General features: G+C 38.9%; 14 protein-coding genes, 3 tRNA genes and 2 rRNA genes (1 of these 19 running past the window's edge). 18 read left to right on the top strand and 1 reads right to left on the bottom strand.

Features of this window, described 5'->3' with window-relative positions; genetic code table 11:
• The 6 genes from CEF22_RS17010 to abc-f form a co-directional block, all read left to right on the top strand.
• Window positions 1–1,248, top strand: a 23S ribosomal RNA gene (locus tag CEF22_RS17010); it begins 1,685 nt to the left of the window's first position.
• A gap of 66 nt (window positions 1,249–1,314) precedes the next feature.
• Window positions 1,315–1,430: ribosomal RNA gene (gene rrf, locus CEF22_RS17005) — 5S ribosomal RNA — on the top strand.
• 44 nt (window positions 1,431–1,474) lie between these two features.
• A tRNA-Glu gene (locus CEF22_RS17000) sits at window positions 1,475–1,549 on the top strand.
• Between the two features lie 3 nt (window positions 1,550–1,552).
• A tRNA-Val gene (locus CEF22_RS16995) sits at window positions 1,553–1,628 on the top strand.
• 16 nt (window positions 1,629–1,644) lie between these two features.
• Window positions 1,645–1,718: transfer RNA gene (locus tag CEF22_RS16990), tRNA-Asp, on the top strand.
• Between the two features lie 418 nt (window positions 1,719–2,136).
• Window positions 2,137–3,927: a ribosomal protection-like ABC-F family protein gene (abc-f, locus tag CEF22_RS16985; RefSeq protein ID WP_100403785.1), complete on the top strand. Its 1,791-nt coding sequence runs from the start codon at window positions 2,137–2,139 to the stop codon at window positions 3,925–3,927.
• A gap of 40 nt (window positions 3,928–3,967) precedes the next feature.
• Here the strand turns inward: abc-f and CEF22_RS16980 are convergent, their stop codons facing one another.
• Window positions 3,968–5,179: a multidrug effflux MFS transporter gene (locus CEF22_RS16980; RefSeq protein WP_100403784.1), complete on the bottom strand. Its 1,212-nt coding sequence runs from the start codon at window positions 5,177–5,179 to the stop codon at window positions 3,968–3,970.
• A 666-nt stretch (window positions 5,180–5,845) separates the two neighbouring features.
• Between CEF22_RS16980 and CEF22_RS16975 the strand changes: the two genes are divergently transcribed.
• The 12 genes from CEF22_RS16975 to CEF22_RS16920 all read left to right on the top strand — a co-directional run bounded on the left by CEF22_RS16975 (window position 5,846) and on the right by CEF22_RS16920 (window position 20,365).
• A complete protein-coding gene (locus CEF22_RS16975) occupies window positions 5,846–6,859 on the top strand; it encodes a LacI family DNA-binding transcriptional regulator (RefSeq protein ID WP_100403783.1) in 1,014 nt (337 codons plus the stop codon).
• A 28-nt stretch (window positions 6,860–6,887) separates the two neighbouring features.
• Window positions 6,888–7,709: an ABC transporter permease gene (locus CEF22_RS16970; protein WP_095479703.1), complete on the top strand. Its 822-nt coding sequence runs from the start codon at window positions 6,888–6,890 to the stop codon at window positions 7,707–7,709.
• A gap of 16 nt (window positions 7,710–7,725) precedes the next feature.
• A complete protein-coding gene (locus CEF22_RS16965; protein WP_332849179.1) occupies window positions 7,726–8,811 on the top strand; it encodes an ABC transporter ATP-binding protein in 1,086 nt (361 codons plus the stop codon).
• Complete coding sequence (locus tag CEF22_RS16960) at window positions 8,783–9,949, top strand: extracellular solute-binding protein (RefSeq protein ID WP_100403782.1); 1,167 nt, start codon at window positions 8,783–8,785, stop codon at window positions 9,947–9,949. The genes CEF22_RS16965 and CEF22_RS16960 overlap by 29 nt, the downstream gene beginning before the upstream one ends.
• Complete coding sequence (locus CEF22_RS16955) at window positions 9,949–10,770, top strand: ABC transporter permease (protein WP_100403781.1); 822 nt, start codon at window positions 9,949–9,951, stop codon at window positions 10,768–10,770. The genes CEF22_RS16960 and CEF22_RS16955 overlap by 1 nt, the downstream gene beginning before the upstream one ends.
• Before the next feature lie 18 nt (window positions 10,771–10,788).
• Window positions 10,789–12,066, top strand: coding sequence for a hypothetical protein (locus CEF22_RS16950; protein ID WP_100403780.1), 1,278 nt, complete (start codon window positions 10,789–10,791; stop codon window positions 12,064–12,066).
• 3 nt (window positions 12,067–12,069) lie between these two features.
• Window positions 12,070–13,614 carry a CehA/McbA family metallohydrolase gene (locus tag CEF22_RS16945; RefSeq protein WP_100403779.1) on the top strand — a complete coding sequence of 515 codons (1,545 nt, stop codon included), beginning with the start codon at window positions 12,070–12,072 and terminating at the stop codon, window positions 13,612–13,614.
• On the top strand, window positions 13,604–14,932 hold the full coding sequence (locus CEF22_RS16940; protein ID WP_100403778.1) for an MATE family efflux transporter: 1,329 nt from the start codon (window positions 13,604–13,606) through the stop codon (window positions 14,930–14,932). Before CEF22_RS16945 ends, CEF22_RS16940 begins: the two co-directional genes overlap by 11 nt.
• Window positions 14,933–15,178: 246 nt before the next feature.
• Entirely contained in the window at window positions 15,179–15,619 is a 441-nt protein-coding gene (locus CEF22_RS16935; RefSeq protein WP_100403777.1) for an NUDIX domain-containing protein, read from the top strand.
• 51 nt (window positions 15,620–15,670) lie between these two features.
• Complete coding sequence (locus CEF22_RS16930; protein ID WP_100403776.1) at window positions 15,671–17,707, top strand: transporter substrate-binding domain-containing protein; 2,037 nt, start codon at window positions 15,671–15,673, stop codon at window positions 17,705–17,707.
• A gap of 1 nt (window position 17,708) precedes the next feature.
• A complete protein-coding gene (locus CEF22_RS16925; RefSeq protein ID WP_100403775.1) occupies window positions 17,709–19,091 on the top strand; it encodes a sigma-54-dependent transcriptional regulator in 1,383 nt (460 codons plus the stop codon).
• Between the two features lie 254 nt (window positions 19,092–19,345).
• A complete protein-coding gene (locus tag CEF22_RS16920) occupies window positions 19,346–20,365 on the top strand; it encodes a TAXI family TRAP transporter solute-binding subunit (RefSeq protein ID WP_100403774.1) in 1,020 nt (339 codons plus the stop codon).
• Window positions 20,366–20,369 lie beyond the last annotated feature (4 nt).

Raw genomic sequence — 20,369 nt, 5'->3', positions numbered from 1 at the left:
TCCTAAGGTGAGCGAGTGAACTCTCGTTAAGGAACTCGGCAAAATGACCCCGTAACTTCGGGAGAAGGGGTGCTCTTTGGGGTGAATAGCCCCGAGGAGCCGCAGTGAATAGGCCCAGGCGACTGTTTAGCAAAAACACAGGTCTCTGCGAAGCCGCAAGGCGAAGTATAGGGGCTGACGCCTGCCCGGTGCTGGAAGGTTAAGGGGAGCGCTTAGCGTAAGCGAAGGTGTGAACCGAAGCCCCAGTAAACGGCGGCCGTAACTATAACGGTCCTAAGGTAGCGAAATTCCTTGTCGGGTAAGTTCCGACCCGCACGAAAGGCGTAACGATCTGGGCACTGTCTCAACGAGAGACTCGGTGAAATTATAGTACCTGTGAAGATGCAGGTTACCCGCGACAGGACGGAAAGACCCCGTGGAGCTTTACTGTAGCCTGATATTGAATTTTGGCACAGCTTGTACAGGATAGGTAGGAGCCTTTGAAGCGTGAGCGCCAGCTTACGTGGAGGCGTTGGTGGGATACTACCCTGGCTGTGTTGAACTTCTAACCCGCACCCCTGATCGGGGTGGGAGACAGTGTCAGGCGGGCAGTTTGACTGGGGCGGTCGCCTCCTAAAAAGTAACGGAGGCGCCCAAAGGTTCCCTCAGAATGGTTGGAAATCATTCGCAGAGTGTAAAGGCACAAGGGAGCTTGACTGCGAGACCTACAAGTCGAGCAGGGACGAAAGTCGGGCTTAGTGATCCGGTGGTTCCGCATGGAAGGGCCATCGCTCAACGGATAAAAGCTACCCCGGGGATAACAGGCTTATCTCCCCCAAGAGTCCACATCGACGGGGAGGTTTGGCACCTCGATGTCGGCTCATCGCATCCTGGGGCTGTAGTCGGTCCCAAGGGTTGGGCTGTTCGCCCATTAAAGCGGTACGCGAGCTGGGTTCAGAACGTCGTGAGACAGTTCGGTCCCTATCCGTCGCGGGCGCAGGAAATTTGAGAGGAGCTGTCCTTAGTACGAGAGGACCGGGATGGACGCACCGCTGGTGTACCAGTTGTCTTGCCAAAGGCATCGCTGGGTAGCTATGTGCGGACGGGATAAGTGCTGAAAGCATCTAAGCATGAAGCCCCCCTCAAGATGAGATTTCCCATAGCGCAAGCTAGTAAGATCCCTGAAAGATGATCAGGTAGATAGGTTCGAGGTGGAAGCGTGGCGACACGTGGAGCTGACGAATACTAATCGATCGAGGACTTTTCCTAGGCGATTTGAAAGGTTACAATACTTATTATCCAGTTTTGAAAGAACAACTCTTTCAAACTTCATAGTCTGGTGGCGATAGCGAAGAGGTCACACCCGTTCCCATCCCGAACACGGAAGTTAAGCTCTTCAGCGCCGATGGTAGTTGGGGGTTTCCCCCTGTGAGAGTAGGACGTTGCCAGGCTATTTTCCCAATAGGGGTTTATGTTTTGAATATTTATTGCAGTAGGCCCGTTGGTCAAGCGGTTAAGACACCGCCCTTTCACGGCGGTAACACGGGTTCGAATCCCGTACGGGTCACCATTTGGAGGATTAGCTCAGCTGGGAGAGCACCTGCCTTACAAGCAGGGGGTCGGCGGTTCGATCCCGTCATCCTCCACCATTCAATTTTAATAAATGGTCCGGTAGTTCAGTTGGTTAGAATGCCTGCCTGTCACGCAGGAGGTCGCGGGTTCGAGTCCCGTCCGGACCGTAATTTAAATGTTCAAAGGAAAAAATCCTTTGAACATTTTTTAATTTGTTATAAAATTATAATTGTAAAAAAATAGTGTTTATGTTACTATAACTATAACTAAATGAAGGAGGCATCGAAAATAGCACAATGGATATCCGATAATTTTTTCGCTTAATTAATTGAAAAGCAAAAAAATGACTTTGCCTAGGCAAAGAAGCGGGATATTTGTGTCTATTTTTAAATGCCTTGATCGGAATAAAACTAAATGAGTATAGCAGCAATCTCTGAATTAGAGGGTGTGGTCTATTCTTTTTTAATTTTATTTAAGGACACGGGTGTACGTATAGCCTGTGTTTTTTATTTATATATAATAAGTTAGTTTAATAAACAAGACACGCTCCGCTTTTTTCTTTGGTGAAAAAATGGAGGAATATGTATGTTTATGTTAAAAGTAGAGAATGTCAAGATGGAACTTGATGGAGTAGCTGTGTTTGAACATGCTTCATTAGAGATTCAGGAAAACGAACGAGTAGCTTTGATCGGAGAAAATGGGGTAGGCAAGACAACGTTATTAAAAGGTATTCTTGGGCAATTACCAATTACAGAAGGAAAAATTACGTTTGGGATTCCTCACGATGAAATTGGTTGGATGATGCAGGATTCAGACGATGATGCTTGTCTTTCTACTCGTGAATGGGTGGAAAGTGAGAATCAAGAGTTGATCCAACTTAGGAAAGACTTGTTAAAGAGTCAAAAGGAGCAACGACTAGATGACTATAGTGAAATTCTTCAAAGATATTTAGATATGGATGGGTACCAATGGGAAGTTCAAGTAGAGAAGATGTTAAATCAACTTGGCCTTTCACAGGTTGTATGGGAATTGCCGTTTTCTAGCTTAAGTGGTGGGCAAAAAACGCGGGCTAAGTTGGCGAGAGTGATGATGAAATCACCTAAATTACTAGTTCTTGATGAACCGACGAATCATTTGGATACAGAGACAATTCAGTGGCTCCAAGATTGGCTCAATCGTTATCGAGGCAGTGTGTTATTTATTTCTCATGAGCGAGATTTCATTGATCAAACGGCTCAAATGACGTACGAATTGATGAAAAAAGGAACGAAAAAATATCAAGGTGGGTATCAAGCTTATAAAGTGCAAAAAGACCATGAGATTAAGTCACTCCAATCGTTGTATGAGAAGCAGCAACAGGAGCGGAGAAAGCTAATGGAAACTATTCAAATGTATAAAAATTGGTATCAACAAGCAAATGCCGCCGCGAGTGTGCGTAATCCATTTGCACAAAAGCAAGCAGCGAAACAAGCGGCAAAATATAAAACGAAGGAAAAGGAGTTGGAGCGCTTAGAAAGTCAGCTTGTCGATAAACCTCAAGAGGTGACGTCTATTCAAGCGAGTTTTGATGCGAGAGACTTTTCTGGAAAGAGGATGTTGGATATCAACCAAGTTAGTTTCTCTTATGGAAATGATCTTGTTCTTCATAAAGTTAACATGCAAATTAAGCAAGGTGATCGACTGGCGGTGATCGGTAAAAATGGCAGCGGTAAAACGACGTTATTAAAACTGATGGCTGGAAAATTAACGCCGACGAGCGGAGAGATTGTAAGAAACCCACAGTTAAAGATTGGTTATTTTTTTCAAGAGCTTGAAAATTTACATCCTGAACATACGATTTTAGAAGAAATTTTGTCTTTGCCAAATATGACTCAGTCTGAAGCGAGGACAATTCTTGCCTGCTTTTTATTCCGAAAAGAAGAGGTTTATAAGCAAGTGAAGGAATTAAGCATGGGAGAGAAGTGCCGTGTTGCTTTTGTGAAACTTTATTTTTCTGGAGCTAATTTGCTTATTTTAGATGAACCGACCAATTATTTAGATATTGTGACTCGTGAACGGATAGAAGAAATGTTAGGGGACTACGAAGGAGCGGTTGTCGTCGTTGCTCATGATCCATATTTGTTACGGAAAATTGCGAATACCGTTGCGATCATTGAGGAAGGAAAGGTGTCTCACTATATCGGCACGTATGAGGAATGGGAACAGCATGTGAGGATCTCACCACAAATTCAACAACTGAAAAATGAGCAGCAACGATTAGAATGGAAGATTGCCACGTTGTTAGGTGAGGACGGCGTCGAAACAGAAGAGCAGCAGCTTGAAAAAGTGAGAAAGCTGAAACAGCAGCTGGAGCAATTGAAACGGATGGAAGATTAAAAAAGGTGTCAGCTCATAAAGTAGAGCTGACGCCTTTTTTCTATATTCTTTTGTGAATTAGGAAGAAGTAAGCAAATAAAGCGATTAAATTACAGCTCAGAATAATGATTCCCATAGGTAGTGCATTTTCGTCCCCTGCCATTCCAACGAGTGGTGATACAAGGGCGCCACCGATGGAAGGAAGCAAGCCAAGTAGAGCAGAGGCACTTCCGGCTGCTTTTCCTTGGCTTTGCATACTAAGAGAGAAAGCTGTCGTTGAAACGACCCCTACACTTGAAACAATTAGAAAGAGAGCGATCACCATAGCGATTAATGGTAGTTTAGCAAGAACAACAACGATGAGCAGAACCCCACCTATAAATGCCATCAAGACACCGCTAAAAAGTAGCTTCACTTCACTAATCGTACTAGATAATCTCCCAGCGACTTGAGCTGTAAGGATAATCCCAACACCATTAATGGCAAATAAAATCGAAAATTGCTGAGGTGTCACCCCGTAAATATTTTGCAAAATGAAAGGCGACCCAGCAATGTAAGCAAACATGCTTGCCATAATGAGTGCTTGTGTGAGTGCTAACCCCATAAATGAACGGTTTTTTAAAAGTACTCTAAATGTTTTTAATGTCGCTTTTAAACTACTTTCTGAGCGATGGTGGATAGGCAATGTTTCTGGTAAAAAGAAAAACACCGCTAAAAACATGATCAGTCCAATAACGCCTAAAATGATAAAAACGGCAGGCCAAGAAGTGAAATTCAAAACGGCTCCGCCGGAAATGGGAGCAAGAATAGGTGCAGCTCCATTGACAAGAGCGAGTAAAGAAACAAATTTTGTTAATTCCTTTCCAGAATATAAATCACGAGCAGAAGCACGCGCAATAACAATTCCAGCAGCTCCTGTTAACCCTTGAACGAAGCGAAGGAAAACAAGCATCCAAATATTAGGACTGAAAGCGCATAGTACAGAGGCTATGGAATAAATGATTAACGTAGAAATAAGCGGTTTGCGTCTTCCTTGTATATCACTTAAAGGGCCGAAAATTAATTGCCCGATAGCTAGCCCTAGTAAACAAGCAGTTAAGCTTAATTGTGCGAGCGAAGTCGTTGTATGTAAATCCTCTGCCACCATCGGAAGAGCAGGCAGGTACATATCCATTGATAATGGACCAAATGCTGTTAAAGAACCAAGAATAAGCACGATCCAAGTTTTGCTCAATGGGCTCGTCAGCTCTGTTTGTTTTTCTAATGAGTTCATCTTCTATGTCCTTTCAAGTGAATTTCCAATGCATGACACTAGTCTAACATAGGGGGTGGAAATATACACCTTTAGAACAGTAGTAATAGTAAACATGATTAATATAACTTCAGACTCATATGAAGCGTATTTATCGGTAAGTTATTTATAACTAAAATTATAAGATGAGTCTTCATATTTAGTAGTTTATAAATAATCTTTATTAAGGAGGGGAAGAAAAGTCTATTTTTTCGACAAAAATTTACAAACTCAAAGAAATGGTAGCTACGAATAATATTTACTTTTTTATAACAAAGTATTAATAGAGAGTTAATAAATGTGAGTTATTATATGATTATCAACGACATGGGAACGATTCCATGTAGTGTAGTTATTACATATATATTCTTTCTAGATTCAATTTTTTATTCGTTTTTCGACATATTTTAACAATTTTTGTGAATGACAGAAATAAATAATTTATTTACTTTTTTATAACAAAGTATTAATAGGGAATTAATAAATATAATATATGATTAATTTATAGAGTATATGGGAACGATCCCATATAGTTTCAGATTATGCTTGTAGACGATCAGTAGTTTTGTATTCCAGCAAATATTTAGTAATGGTAGATAAACAAAAATATGGGAACGATCCCATAAAGTCTTGTGAAGGTGATGTTGAATGAATATTAAAGATGTGGCACAAAAAGCGGGTGTCAGTAAAACAACGGTTTCGCGAGTGCTAAATAATGAAAAATATGTATCTGATGAGAAAAGAGAGCGAGTTCGTCAGGCTGTAGAGGAGCTAGGTTATGCGCCGAATTGGGTAGCAAGAAGTCTAGTGACGAATAAAACCAACTTGATTGGCGTCATTGTGCCGGAAGTTGATTTGAGTTTTTACTACTCGATCATTTCGGAGATGGAAAAAATCGCTTTTGAAAAAGGCTATAAGTTATTTGTATGTAATACGTTGCATCGTCCAGAGAAAGAGATTGAATATCTTAGCTTATTAAAGGAGATGAGAGTAGATGGCTTGATTTTAATGCATGAAGAATTATCGGAGCAATCGATTAACATCATTCAAGATTGGGGAATCAATTCAATTTTCTTATGTGGTGAAATTTTGGGTTCTGATATTCCAAGTGTACTCATCGACAATTATGCTGCTGCAAAGGCGATGACGGAGTATTTAATTGAATTAGGTCATGAAGAAATATTGTTTATTGCTGGTAGTGAATCTGAACATGCGACATTAAACAAGCGTTTAGCAGGATTCATAGATGGGATTAAACATTCAAACAAACAAATTACATATAAAGTTGCTTATGGTGATTACTCCATGGACAGTGGTTATCAAGCAATGAAAGACGTTCTAGAACATAACAACAAACCCACTGCAGTATTTGCAATCAGTGATGACGTAGCTGTTGGGGCAATGAATTGTCTAATGGATCATGGGCTTCAAGTACCTAAAGATGTGTCTGTCGCGGGATTTGATGCCAGTAAAATTTCAACAGTTTGCCGACCGAAATTAACAACGATCGAACAACCGATCGGATTATTAGCTAAAACGGGAATGGAAAAGTTGATAGATCATATTGACAAAACCACCTATGAGAAAAAGATCTATGTTCCGTATCAGTTGCTCATTCGCGAAAGTTGCAAGCCACTTAAAGGAGGTGAGCATGTAACGTAAACTACTAATTTGGAGGCTATAAAAATTTATGTGGTATTTTAAGGCTTTACCGAAAGGAAAAATTATTGAATTTATTATTGTTGCAATATTTTGCTTGTTCTTTTTTGGACCATTATTAAATCTTGTCATATTAGCATTTTCTGGAGAGTGGAGATATCCTGACATGTTTCCAACATCTTGGTCGTTAGATTGGTGGAAGTATGTTTTTGAAAACGATCAGATTGTAAAATCCATTCTGTTATCCTTTTTAATTGCAACGATTGTCACCATTGTTTCTATTATCATTTGTATTCCAGCAGCCTATGCATTTGCGCGACTGCAATTTCCATTGAGAAGAATGTTCTTATTCTCGTTCTTGTTGACAAATGCTTTCCCTAAAATGGGTCTTTATGTTGCGGTAGGTGTGATGTTTTATCAGTTTGGTCTTATGAATACTTTTATAGGTGTTGTATTGATCCATGTGATTAATACGCTCATGTATATGACTTGGATTCCTTCAGCGGCATTTAAAAATGTCCAAAAATCACAAGAAGAAGCAGCGAGAGATTCCGGTGCGTCTCCTTTAAGAGTGTTTTGGCATATTACGTTGCCTATTGCCGCACCGGGTATTATTGTAGCTTCTATCTTTACTTTCTTGTCTTCTCTAGACGAAGCACAAGGAACTTTGCTAGTAGGAATTCCAGATTACCAAACGATGCCTGTTATTATGTATTCTATTATCGCTGACTATCCAGCTAATGCTGGTGCTGTATTTTCGATTATTTTAACATTGCCAACTATTGTGCTGTTAATGGCTGCTAAAAAGTTTCTTGGAAATGATGCCGTCGCTGGCGGATTTCAGATGAAATAAGGAAAAGGTGGATGTAATGAGTGTGCAATTAGAAGTTAAAGACTTAACAAATATTTATAAAACAGGAGATGGGATCAGAGATATTCATTTACAAGTAAAAAAAGGAGAATTGTTGACTTTACTAGGCCCTTCTGGTTGTGGAAAAACAACAATTTTAAGGTCCATTGGGGGCTTTGTCACACCTCAAAAAGGACAAATTCTGATTGACAATGAAGATATCAGTCAATATACACCTGAAAAAAGGCCGACAGCTATGGTATTTCAAAGCTATAATTTATGGCCACATATGAATATATATAACAATTTAGCATTTAGTATGAAGCTTAAGAAGATGAAAAAAGAAGAGATTCGTGAACGGGTACAGTGGGCGCTGAAATTAGTGCATTTAGAAGGAATGGAAACGAAATTCCCGGCTGAACTTTCCGGCGGACAACAACAAAGGATTGCTTTAGCAAGGGCATTATTATTAGATCCTAAAGTCCTCTTGCTAGATGAACCTTTTTCCGCTCTCGATGCCAAGCTACGTCACGAATTAAGAGAACAATTAAGAGAAATTCAAGCGATTCAAAATTTGACAATGATATTCGTTACGCATGATCAAGAAGAGGCCTTGGCTATATCTGATCGCATTGCTGTAATGAATAAAGGGAACATTGAACAATTAGATGCTCCAAAAGAGATTTACAATTCGCCTAAGACTTATTTTGTAGCAAACTTCATTGGGAAGATGAACTTTATTGAACGACAAGCGAAAGATGGAATCGTTCAATTAGGAAATTCCATGTTTGAAGTGAAGGATGTAGGAAATTCAAAAGTAAATATAGCTATTCGACTTGAAGATATAGAAATTAGTGATTGTAACGGAGATGTAACAGGTACAATCAAGAAAATTATGATGTTAGGTCACTATGCAGAAGTAACCATTGAAACAGAGTTGGGCTTATTCAAAACATTTATTGAAAAGAGAAAGCTAGAGACATTAGCTGTCAATCAACAAGTAGAAGTAAGTATTAAAGCTGTTACATTTTACAAAGATAATCAACTACAACCAATTGTTAAAAGGAGCGAAAATCATGTTCAAAAACTTACAACAGTACACTAAAAAATTATCTATCACAGCTATCGCAGGAATGACGGCTTTATCACTAGCTGCTTGTAGTGATACTAAAGAAGAAGGTAAAACAGAAAGTGGCTCTAAGTCTGAAGAGAAAGTAAAGGTATCTTTATATTCAACAGGATCATTAAATGTCCAAACCTTTTGGGAAGAAGTGATTCCGAAGTTTGAAGAAGAGCATCAAGATATCGATGTTGAATTAGTATTTTTAGCGGCTGGCCAAGGTGGGCAATCAACAATGGATCGTATGCTGGCGGCGAAAAAAGCGAATAAAGACTCAGGTGTAGATATTTATGAAGGTGGACTTGAAGATGTCCTTCGCGGAGAAGAAGAAGGGTTATTTGAGAAGTTGAACGAATCTAATATTCCTAATATTGCAAATGTTAATGAGAAAAATATGGATGGAACGAAAGAACTTGCAATTCCACACCGTGCTTCTGCCGTTGTACTAGCATACAATAGCGACAAAGTGAAAGAAGTACCTAATACACCAGATGAACTTTATAAATGGGTGAAAGATCACCCTGGTAGATTTGCTTATAATGACCCTACGACAGGTGGATCAGGAAGCTCATTTGTTATTACGACGCTTTATAATCAGTTGCCAGAAGAAGCGATGAATACTCAAGACGAGAGCATCATGAAAGATTGGGATAAAGGATTCCAAATTTTAAATGACTTAGAGCCATACTTATACAAAGAAGGAATTTATCCAAAGAAGAACCAAGGGACGTTAGATTTATTGGCTAACGGAGAAGTAGATATGGTACCTGCATGGTCTGATATGGCTTTAGAACAAATGAACAATAAATTACTTCCAGAAACGACTAAATTAAAGCAACTAGAGCCAGGCTTTACTGGAGGCCCTGCTTATTTAATGGTTCCAGCAGATAACGATGAGAAGGAAAAAGAAGCAGCTCAAGAGTTTGTAAACTACGTATTAACACCAGAAGTTCAAGAAGTTGTTATTGAAAAAATGTACGGCTTCCCGGGTATTAAGTGGGATCAATTAGATCAAGATTTACAAAAAGAGTTTGAAAGTGTATCAGGAGAATACAGAATCTTTAACGGTGGTACGTTAGGGGAAGAGATCAACAAGAGATGGCAAAAGGAGATTGCTAATTAATGAATGAAAAGAAGCAAAAGTTTTTGGGAGTGGCGATGGTTTTACCATCGTTTCTCTCCTTATTCATTCTAGTCATTTGGCCAGTTTGTATTTCGATTAAACAAAGTTTTTTAAATGAAAACGAAGAATTTACTTGGGATAATTATAAGTATGTTTTAACAGATCCTATGATGGTAGCTAACTTCAAACATACGATGATCATTACATTAGTTTCGTGTTTATTAGTATTAATGATCAGCTATGTACTTGCTGCTTATTTAAGATTTTCGACGAGCTGGTTTGCCAAATTTATTGGTAGGTTCTACTTTATTCCGATGTTTATTCCAGGGATTATTGCCATCTATGGATTTATTAATATGTATCGTGAAACGGGCTGGATTGCTAGATTTATCGGTTCGGAAAATATGCCTACATTTTTATACGATATTAAGGGACTTATATTAATGAATTTATGGTTTAATATCCCATTTACTACAATGCTTTTGCTTTCTGCATTATCAGCAATTCCTAACTCAGTGATCGAAAGTGCTAGAGATGTAGGAGCTAAAAAGCTTACGGTGTTTTTTAAATTCATTTTACCTTTGTCTTATAACACGTTATTAGTGGCATTAACCTTTGCATTTATGGGGATTGTTGGTAGCTTTACTGCCCCGTTTTTAATTGATAAAAATGCTCCTCAAATGCTAGGGGTTTCGATGCAACAACATTTCTCTGTTTACCATGAATTAGGGCAATCAAGTAGTATTGCAGTTATTTTGTTTCTAATGTGTGCAGCAGTCGGATTTATCTATATCAGAAATATGATGAAAAATGAAAGCTAGTCATAAGGAGTGCAAACGATGAAGCCAACGATCCACGAAATGAAACGAGACGTATTCGATCAGTCTGTTGAATATACCGTTGATGCTCCAGCGAAAGGTTTATATAGTTTAGATATTCAAGCTACGTCTCATTCAGATTGGGGACGAAAAGGAAACGAGTCTAATTTATTAGTAGTAGAAGTAATGAATGAGGACAATCAAGCCTTTCATTATCATGTTGTTACATATATGGGCGAGGAGAGTTATTGCTATAAATTATTTCTTGGATTTATTGCAAAAGGCTCTTATAAAGTAACGATCAGTAATAAAGAAGTTCCTGTTTGTGAACGAACGATCGTAACGGTTCATGAGGTGAATTTGAGAGAATTGAAGCTGTCTCCATTAGAAACGTTAGCGCATCAACATGCGCCAGTATTATACGGAAGGAATCATTTCTCACCATTTGATAGCTGTTATACGGATACTCCTTTAGCATTATCGTATTTAATGACGGAGTTAAGTAATGATATCATCGAAATAGAATATCATTATGTTTTTAGCCATGAAGATGAAGGAACACCAGGACAATTATTGATGGCGAAATGGGGAAGAACACTAGATATTGAATATTGTTATCGAGTGAAATGGAACCGAAAAACGTCTGAAATCGTGGAAGCGAGATATCAAGGTCCTCATCATGAAGATCGAGCCTTTATCGGTCAATATGTGAGCGGTAGTCACCGACCTATTTTGCAAACGAGAACGACTAATGGCAATTTTGATCATGTGATCGATTCAGAGTATTGTTTTTCGATCGCACCAGAGATTTTCTGGGATCATCAAACAGAGCCGCGTGAATGGTTTATGAGGAAGCGTCCAGATATTAACTTAGTGATGATTAAGGAAGCAGAAAGACAATTAGCAAAAAATTCGGTTCCCATGAATCAAATCGCCTCACCAATCAACCATTTATATGCTTATTGTTTTACGGACAAAGAAGAGAGTGATCATGTGATTGACTTCGTATATCAGTTTGGCGAGAAAGAGGTTAGTTCTTCGCATGATTTTTACAGTCCAATTTATGGGTTTGGTTCCTACAGTGATTCATTTTCGAATTTCACTATCGCTTTTGAATACGATGAAGTGCAGGCATGTCTGTCTTCGTTGCGTGTTCGATTGTTAGAAGGTGAAAACATCACCATTAATAAAATAGAGTTTTATATGTTACGTGAGGATGGTATGTTGCGTTTAGTGGAAGAAACAGAACAGCCTATTATTTTAACAAAAGAAAGCTCGATGATTTCGATAGGGGGTTAAGCAATGAATGAAACATTACAGAAAAAAGTAGAGCTGTTGAATAGCCAGATGGTCGTTAATCAAAGCTCTGATCAAAGTCATATTTCCCATCGATTCTTTTTACCAGAAGGAATTGAATCTCTTACTATTAGTTTTTCCTATTCCCCTAAATTCGTTGAATACGGACCAGAGAATCAAGAAATCGTACGTAAAGCTTTTGATTTTTATGATGATAAATTGGTAAAAAATAAAAAAGTCGTAAAAGATTTTTCTCCTTTTAAAAATTTATTAACGATTTCAATTGAAGATCCTATTGGATTTCGAGGAAATTGCCATCGTTTTCATCCTGAAGGTTATGAGATCCACGTATCAGACGAGAACTCAACTCCAGGTGTATTGAATCGTGAAATGAAGAGTGGGATGTGGACGATTACAATCAATAGTCATTGTATCTTGTCAGAAACTTGTGATGTACAGTTAATTGTTCATGGAACACAATCTATTAACCAAGACAAACGGTGGTACAATAAGCCATTTGAAGATATAAAGAAGATCAACTTCACCACTAATAAGGAAAGTGAGAGCCCAAGTAAAAACAGTGCATATTCTTGGAAAAGAAGTGAAATTCATTGCCATACGAACCATAGTGATGGGGTTCAAACGGTGGAAGAGCTCGTAAGTAAAGCGAAGGAATTAAATATTTCTTGTTTAGCGATTACAGACCATAATACGATGAGTGCCACGGAGAAGTTGGAACAATTAGAGGCGACGTATGGGGTCAAGCTAATGAGGGGAATTGAGTGGACTACTTTTTATGGTCATATGTTAACACTTGGTTATGACCAATTAACGGCGATCAATTGGAGCAACGTGGGGCCTACTTCTATTGAAGAAAGTATTCAAGAAGTGAAGAAGGAAGGTGCGATTGTTGGGATTGCGCACCCGTATCAATTAGGCTCTCCTTTTTGCACAGGATGTTATTGGGAGTATGAGATGTTAAATCTTGATCATTATGATTTTATCGAAGTATGGAATGGAGAAAATCCGCACATTAGTAGAATCAATAAAGCTGCCTTTGAAACATGGACTGAATTATTAAATCAAGGCGCGAGAATTCCAGCAACGTGTGGTCGAGATTGGCACGTAAACGAAACAAGTAAACAATTGGCCTTTTTATATTTATACTTACCAGAAAATCCAACGATTGTGGACATGAGACAAGCGATTAAAAGAGGAAATTCATTTGTTAGTATGGGGCCTCAAATTGAGTTTTATGCGGCAGATGAATATATCTCAGGTGATGTGTTATCTGTTCATAATCAAGATCAAATTAACGTTCAAATAGATATTTCCGAGTACAATGATTCATATGCGATTGTGATTGACTCAAATGTAGGAGCTGTATATAGAAGTGATTGTGAAGGAGATATTCGTCAAACTGTAGAAGTAAAAACTAATATCGATTCACAACAAGTCAACTGGATTCGGTTGTTAGTTTACTCGGATCGCAGAGAACTAATTGCCTTTACGAATCCGATTTATTTTGAAGCAGAAACGTATGAGTCATAATCGAAAAGTCACCTTATTTTCTTTAGCTTCTATCATATTTATTGAACAAATTTTTAGAGTTTTACAAGGAAATATCGATATTTTAGTGTTAGGGAAAGTTTCAAATGATGCAGTAGCTACTGTAGGGCTCATTAATCAAATTATGGCATTAAGCTTTATTTTTGTGAGCATCGCCGTTTTAGGAACCAATATTTTATTTTCCTATTATTACGGAGAAAGAAATTATTTAAAGATGTCACAAATGATGGCGAGTGGAATGGCCTTTGTCTTATGTGTAGCTATTGTATTATCGATAGGGTTACTCATTTTCTCCGAAGAAATATTGTTGACGATGGGCTTAGATGATTCACTAGTGGATTTAGGAAATGAGTTTTTTATGATTTTGGCACTTTCTATTCCGATCCAAGGGATTAATTCCATTTTTCTGGTATATTTAAGAAATGTGCAAATGAGAAGAGTCATTATCGTGACGTTAATCATTAGTACAATCATTAATTTCATCGGAAATATTTCTAGCTTGTTTTTATTTGAATCTGTTCACAACATTATGCTTGCAGTTGCCATAATGACAGGTGTGTCTTATTTAATCCCTTTCTTTGTTTATGGCTATTTTATTTTGAAATCAGACATTGTTCAGTTGAAAGTGAAATATATTCATTCATCCAATGTGAAAGAAATTTTTCGATTAGGTGCTCCGACAGCGGCTGAGCAGTTTTCATATATGATCTTTCAATTGTTTTTAAGTTGGGTTATTCTCTCTTGGGGATTAGAGCAACTAAAGGCAAAAACGTATGTTCAAACGTGGTCGGAGTTTATTTTTCTTTTTACCATTACGATTGGGCAAGCGACACAAATTCTATTAGGCCAACGATTAGGAGCCAATAAAGTAGAAGAAGTTGTTCCGATTGTTTCAAAGAGTATTAAAGTGAACTGTGTTATCAGCGTTGTGCTTAGTTTATTATTATATTTGCTTCATGATCATCTTGTCGCTTTTTATCAGCTCAATGATTCGATCGCTATGTATATTGCTAGTATGCTGTTGATTACGATTTTTTTAGAGCCATTCCGAGCGGTTAATGTTAATTTGATTAGCTCATTATATGCTATGAAAGATACGAAATTTGTTTTTATTAGCATTTTTTCGCTTTGGTTCATTGTCGTGCCTATCCTATTTATTTTTAAAAATGAATTAACGATTGTGGATGTCTGGATGATCATGGTTGGGGATGAATTATTTCGCTCGATCCTATTCTTCTTGAGATGGAAGCAACAATTAAAAAATAGGTTAGGTGTAAAGGTGTTGCAAAAGGTTGTTTAATATTCATTTTAAAACTCCTTGTATTTTGATAAATCTCTATATAAAATATAATAGAACTGGAAAATTGTAGCTAGGGTTCCGCTTCTGTTCGAGAAGGGCTGTGACCGAGGGCTACCTCTTCTGCAATAGCAGAAGGCACCTATTGACATAAAAGGTCCGAGGGGAAAGGTTCGGTGTATTTCGTATGCACTGAATTCTTTCTCTCGGGCCTTTTTTATTTTGAAATTGAAATGGAGGAAAAAAGAAATGAGTAATGATCTTCAATTGTATCCAGGAGTGGCGGTAGTGATTTTTGATGAAAAAAAACAAGTGTTGTTGCAAAAGCGAGCAGATGTAGGCCTTTGGGGGTTGCCATCTGGTCATGTGGAACCGGGGGAGACGGTGGAAGAAGCAGCCGTTCGTGAAGTTCATGAAGAAACAAATTTGCATGTTCGAATCAAAAAATTAATCGGCGTCTACTCAGAGCCATCTTCTCAAATTTTTCATTATCCTGATGGTCGAACGGTTCATTTTATTACGACTTGTTTTTTAGCTGAGGTCATTGAAGGAGAACTTCGCTGGCAAGCTAGTGAATCATTAGACGTGCAATTTTTTGCGGTGGATCAGTTACCTATTGATTTATTACCGATGCATCCACGATGGCTAGACGATGCTCTTGCTAATAAAGAGCGGGCATTTATTCGCTAGTGGGATATGCTACAATAGTAGCAATATTCACAAAAGGAGATAACAGCCCCTATGCATGTATGTTTTCGGCTTCTTTATCTTGTTCTTTGCTTGATGTTTTGCCTTGTGTCTGTACCGACTAGTTCTGTCGCTAGCATTGTTGGTCATGACAAGCAGGCGAAAGATCGGCAAGGAAAGAAAGTATATAAAATTGCTGGTGAACAGCATTTAGCTCCTTTTTCTTTTATCGATGAAAAAGGAGAGTTTACCGGCTTTAGTGTTGCATTGTTTGATGATATTGCGGCGAAGGAAGAAGTGGAGTTTGAGTATATTCCGATGGATCTTTATCAGGCGACAAAAGCTCTGCAAAAAGGGGAAGTAGACGCCGTTATGGGGATGAAATATTCTGCGGAACAAAATGCACGCTTTTCTTTTTCTGAACCATATTTCACGATGGCTGATGCAGTCGTAGTTCCCAATGATTCTGCCCCAAAAGTGAAAAAGCTAACAGATTTGCGTGGGAAAACGATTGTGATGCAGGAGGAGCCTGTCGCTTTTGATTTATTATTAAATGTTAGAAGAGTGGATTTTCTATTAGCGCTTAATCCTGAAGATGCTTTACAGTTTTTATTTATGGGACGAGCCGATGCTTATCTTTCGAATAAATGGACAGCCGAATATTATTTGAAGCAGTCAGGTAAGCAAAATGACTATACGGTGTTGGATCATTTAGGAGTGCCTTCAGAGTTTGCAGTCGCTGTTAGGCCGAATGAGACAGAGTTGCTGTCTTTGATTAATCGGTCGTTGAACCGTATGGAGGCGAGTGGGGAGTATCAACAATTGTATAATGAATGGTTTGTCCCAAATACGGACGAGCGATTGAAGGAACTAAAAAACTGGATCGTCTTCCTTGTTATTATCATCACGTTAGCCTTCGCTGTTTTGTATATGACATATGTATGGAACAAGCGCTTACAGAAAGAAGTGGCTAAGCGTACATCTGCGTTAGCAGTAGCGAATGAAAAGCTGGAAGTGCAGCGTCGAGCCATTTCAGCGGCTAATGCTTTTAAAACGCAAATTATTAATCATATGTACTATGGAATTCTGACGTTTGATAAATCTTTTCAGCTGACAAGTATGAATCAGCGTGCGAGGCAAATGCTTCATTTGGCAGATAAGGAAGTTGTGCAAACAACGGATATTTTAGCACAACCGCTCATTCGCCGTATTCTTGATACATATGAACATGTATGGGATAAGCAAATGGAGCTATTGAAAGAAGAAATTGAAATCGAACACGAAGGTCAAACGCAATTTTTCTTATATCGCTTAATTCCGCTATATGAAGAAGAGGGGCAAATGAACGGCTATTTATTAACGCTTGCGGACCGTTCAGAAGCGAGAATGCTTGAGGAGAAACTCGCGACTCAGGAGAAAATGCGAGCGCTTGGCCAGCTTGTCGCTGGGGTTGCTCATGAAATTCGTAATCCACTGACATCGATGAAAATGTTTATAGATTTACTTCCACGTAAATATGAAGATCCTGTGTTTCGAGAAGAATTGCTTAAGCATGTACCAGAAGCTCTTCATCGAATGAATCGAATTGTGGAAAATTTATTAGATTATGCTCGACCAAAATATCCGAAGAAGAAGCTGTTTGCAGTCGAGCCCTTTATACAATCGCTCGAAGCGATTATTCAGCCGACGTTAAGGAAAAAAGGTATTGAGTTCCATTTACAGATTGAATCAGAGATGATGCTGTATAGCGATCCAGATCAAATGAAACAAGTGATGCTGAATTTGATGTTGAATGCGATCGATGCGATGGGAAGTTGTTCAGAAAAAGTTCTATCCATTGTAGCTGAAACAGATGAAGGAATAGGTATGATTAAGGTATTAGATACTGGAGAGGGCATGGAAAAGGAAGAGATTTCTCATATTTTAGAGCCTTTTTACACGACGAAGGATCATGGGGTAGGGCTTGGATTAACCCTTTGTTATCAATGGGTGAAGGAGAACAATGGAGAAATGAATATTGAATCTGTCAAAGGGCAAGGGACGACGTTTTCCTTGGAATTGCCTATAACAGTAGAAGGGGGAGAACAGTGAGATGAAGCCAGCTATATTAATCATTGATGATGAATCGGCGATTGGGTCTTCTCTTTGCTTTGCTTTAGAAAATGAATACGAAGTGATGGCTGTTACCCATGTTCCAGACGGATATGAGCTGTTGAAAAAAAAGAGTATGGATATCGTGCTACTCGATTGGCGGCTCGGGAAATATAATGGGCTTGAAGTGCTGACTGAAATTAAAACCATTCAGCCGGATATCGCTGTAGTCATGATGACTGCCTATGGAACGATTGAATCCTCTGTTGAAGCGATGAAGCGAGGTGCTTATCATTACATTACAAAGCCGTTAGACCTGGATGAGCTAGAAATTTTACTTAAAAAGGCTCTAGAGCACCGCCAGCTACATTATAAAATCCGGGAGCTAAGTGATACGATCGAGAAAATTAAGGGTTATGATCAAATGATCGGGGAAAGTGACGTGATGAAACAAGTATTTTCCCTAATTGATCGTGTGAAGGATATTGATTCTAGCGTGTTGATCTTTGGAGAGAGCGGTACAGGGAAAGAGCTCGTCGCAAGAGCGATTCATCGGCAAGGAAAAAGAAAGAACGGGCCGTTTATTTCAGTGAACTGTGCGGCAATTCCAGAAGCCTTACTAGAAAGCGAGTTGTTCGGCTATGAAAAAGGTGCTTTTACAGGAGCTGTCCGTAGCCAAGAGGGGAAGGTGGCTGCTGCAAGTGGTGGCACCCTTTTTTTAGATGAAATAGGTGAAATGCCAGCTTCTTTGCAAGCAAAATGGCTAAGAGTATTACAGGAAAAAGAGATTACACCACTTGGATCAACAGAAACGAAAAATGTAGATGTACGGATTATTAGCGCAACGAATAAACATTTGCCTAGCATGGTTGAGGAAGGTTCATTTCGTGAAGATTTATTCTTTCGCTTGAACGTTATTCCGATGCATTTGCCGCTGTTACGTGATCGCAAAGAGGACATCGATTTGTTGATTTCCTATTTTTTAAAGAAATATGCAGAAGAAATGCAGCGGCCATTGCCGACGCTTTCATCTAGTGCGCATGATCGGCTCATTAATTACGATTATCCAGGGAACATTCGGCAACTAGGGAATATTCTTGAATATGCCGTAGCGATGGCGAAAGAAAGAGTGATTCAGCTAGAGGATTTGCCAATCACTGTGGCAACGACAAAAGAAGCTTCCACAGTAGTAGATGCTTCAACGAACAGCAAAGAGATCATTGACGTCCCAGTTGGAGCGACAATGAAAGAAGCGGAGCGACTGATTATTGAAGCAGTGCTGGAACATTGTGGAGGAAATCGGCGGCAGACGGCTAGTGTACTAGAGATTAGTGAAAGAAATCTTCGCAATAAATTACAGCTGTATCGTCAAGAGCCGAAATAAGATGAAAAAAATGCCGGGTAGGAACATTTTGCCGTTCTTACCCGGCATTTTTTGCCGCTTTTATAATAAGGGGAAGAGTTTTTACTCCGCTTCAATTAATGCTTAAAAAAATAAATAAAAGTCTTCATCCCTTTGAAAATGATAGATTTGCTCAAAAAAGCGAATGAGTTTATTGTCTGAATTTTAAAAATGGCACAACAATTGCATTAATATTTATAAAAATTTATAAAAACAACGACAACAGGGGTGGGGAAATGAAAAAGTATACAGCGTTAATCTTTTTACTCATTGCGATTCTCACGTTTACTGCCGCGTGTGGCAATACGTCTGTTAGTGAAGAAGAGAATGAAAACGATTTCAAAAATGGTGATCCAGCAGAGGGAGCTCTTTCGGGAGAGCCGGTGACGATTTTAACAGGGGGAACGTCAGGGGTCTACTTCCAATTAGGAAATGCGTTGGCAAAGCTTTATGGTGAAGAATTAGGTGCGCAAACGAGTGCGCAAACAACAGGAGCTTCCGCTGAAAATACGATGAAAATTAGTAAGCAAAAAGCAGAGCTAGGTTTAGCGATGGCTGATACGGTGGCAGATGCTTATACAGGAGAAGGGAATTTTGTTCGCTCTGGAGCGTTATCGAATGTAAGAGCCATCGCTTCCCTTTATCCAAACTATTTGCAAATTGTCGCTCCTAAAAAAGCAGGCATCCGTACATTAGAAGATTTAAAAGGTAAAGATGTAGCGGTCGGAGCGCTCGGAAGTGGAACAGAGATTGTGGCGAAACGGATTTTACAAGGAGCAGGCATTACGTACGACGATATTAATGCGGACTTTTTATCTTTTTCAGAGGGAATTGAAGGAATTAAAAATGGAACAACTGATGTAGCTTTTCTTTCTTCTGGTTATCCAAATTCAGGGATTATGGAATTAGCCGCAACGGACGATGTGGAAATTATTCCAGTACCGAAAGAATTAACAGAGAAACTTCAAGGCCAATACCCTGCCTTTAAAGTAGGAGCGATACCAGGGAACACGTATAAAGGTGTCAAAGAGGATCGTGACACCGTTTTAGTTAAAAACTTAATGATTACTCATCAAGATTTATCAGAGGAAAAAGTATACTTACTGACAAAAACGATGTTTGAGAATTTAGATGATCTTCGTAACGCGCATAATGCCGCAAAGCAAATTGAATTAGAAACAGCGGTGGAAGAACTACCGTTACCGCTTCATCCAGGAGCAGAGAAGTATTACAAGGAAAAAGGAATAATCCAATAGAGAG

The sequence above is a fragment of the Bacillus sp. FJAT-42315 genome, assembly GCF_002797375.1.
Lineage (GTDB): Bacteria > Bacillota > Bacilli > Bacillales > Domibacillaceae > Bacillus_CE.
This window is presented reverse-complemented; position numbering and strand designations above follow the sequence as displayed.

Bases quoted from the DNA above. Each gene is read 5' to 3' on its own strand.
- CEF22_RS16945 (WP_100403779.1), top strand. From the start codon at position 12,070: ATGAATGAAACATTACAGAAAAAAGTAGAGCTGTTGAATAGCCAGATG.
- abc-f (WP_100403785.1), top strand. From the start codon at position 2,137: ATGTTTATGTTAAAAGTAGAGAATGTCAAGATGGAACTTGATGGAGTA.
- CEF22_RS16965 (WP_332849179.1), top strand. From the start codon at position 7,726: ATGAGTGTGCAATTAGAAGTTAAAGACTTAACAAATATTTATAAAACA.
- CEF22_RS16920 (WP_100403774.1), top strand. From the start codon at position 19,346: ATGAAAAAGTATACAGCGTTAATCTTTTTACTCATTGCGATTCTCACG.
- CEF22_RS16980 (WP_100403784.1), bottom strand. From the start codon at position 5,179: ATGAACTCATTAGAAAAACAAACAGAGCTGACGAGCCCATTGAGCAAA.
- CEF22_RS16955 (WP_100403781.1), top strand. From the start codon at position 9,949: ATGAATGAAAAGAAGCAAAAGTTTTTGGGAGTGGCGATGGTTTTACCA.
- CEF22_RS16925 (WP_100403775.1), top strand. From the start codon at position 17,709: ATGAAGCCAGCTATATTAATCATTGATGATGAATCGGCGATTGGGTCT.
- CEF22_RS16930 (WP_100403776.1), top strand. From the start codon at position 15,671: ATGCATGTATGTTTTCGGCTTCTTTATCTTGTTCTTTGCTTGATGTTT.
- CEF22_RS16960 (WP_100403782.1), top strand. From the start codon at position 8,783: ATGTTCAAAAACTTACAACAGTACACTAAAAAATTATCTATCACAGCT.
- CEF22_RS16975 (WP_100403783.1), top strand. From the start codon at position 5,846: ATGAATATTAAAGATGTGGCACAAAAAGCGGGTGTCAGTAAAACAACG.
- CEF22_RS16940 (WP_100403778.1), top strand. From the start codon at position 13,604: ATGAGTCATAATCGAAAAGTCACCTTATTTTCTTTAGCTTCTATCATA.
- CEF22_RS16970 (WP_095479703.1), top strand. From the start codon at position 6,888: ATGTGGTATTTTAAGGCTTTACCGAAAGGAAAAATTATTGAATTTATT.
- CEF22_RS16950 (WP_100403780.1), top strand. From the start codon at position 10,789: ATGAAGCCAACGATCCACGAAATGAAACGAGACGTATTCGATCAGTCT.
- CEF22_RS16935 (WP_100403777.1), top strand. From the start codon at position 15,179: ATGAGTAATGATCTTCAATTGTATCCAGGAGTGGCGGTAGTGATTTTT.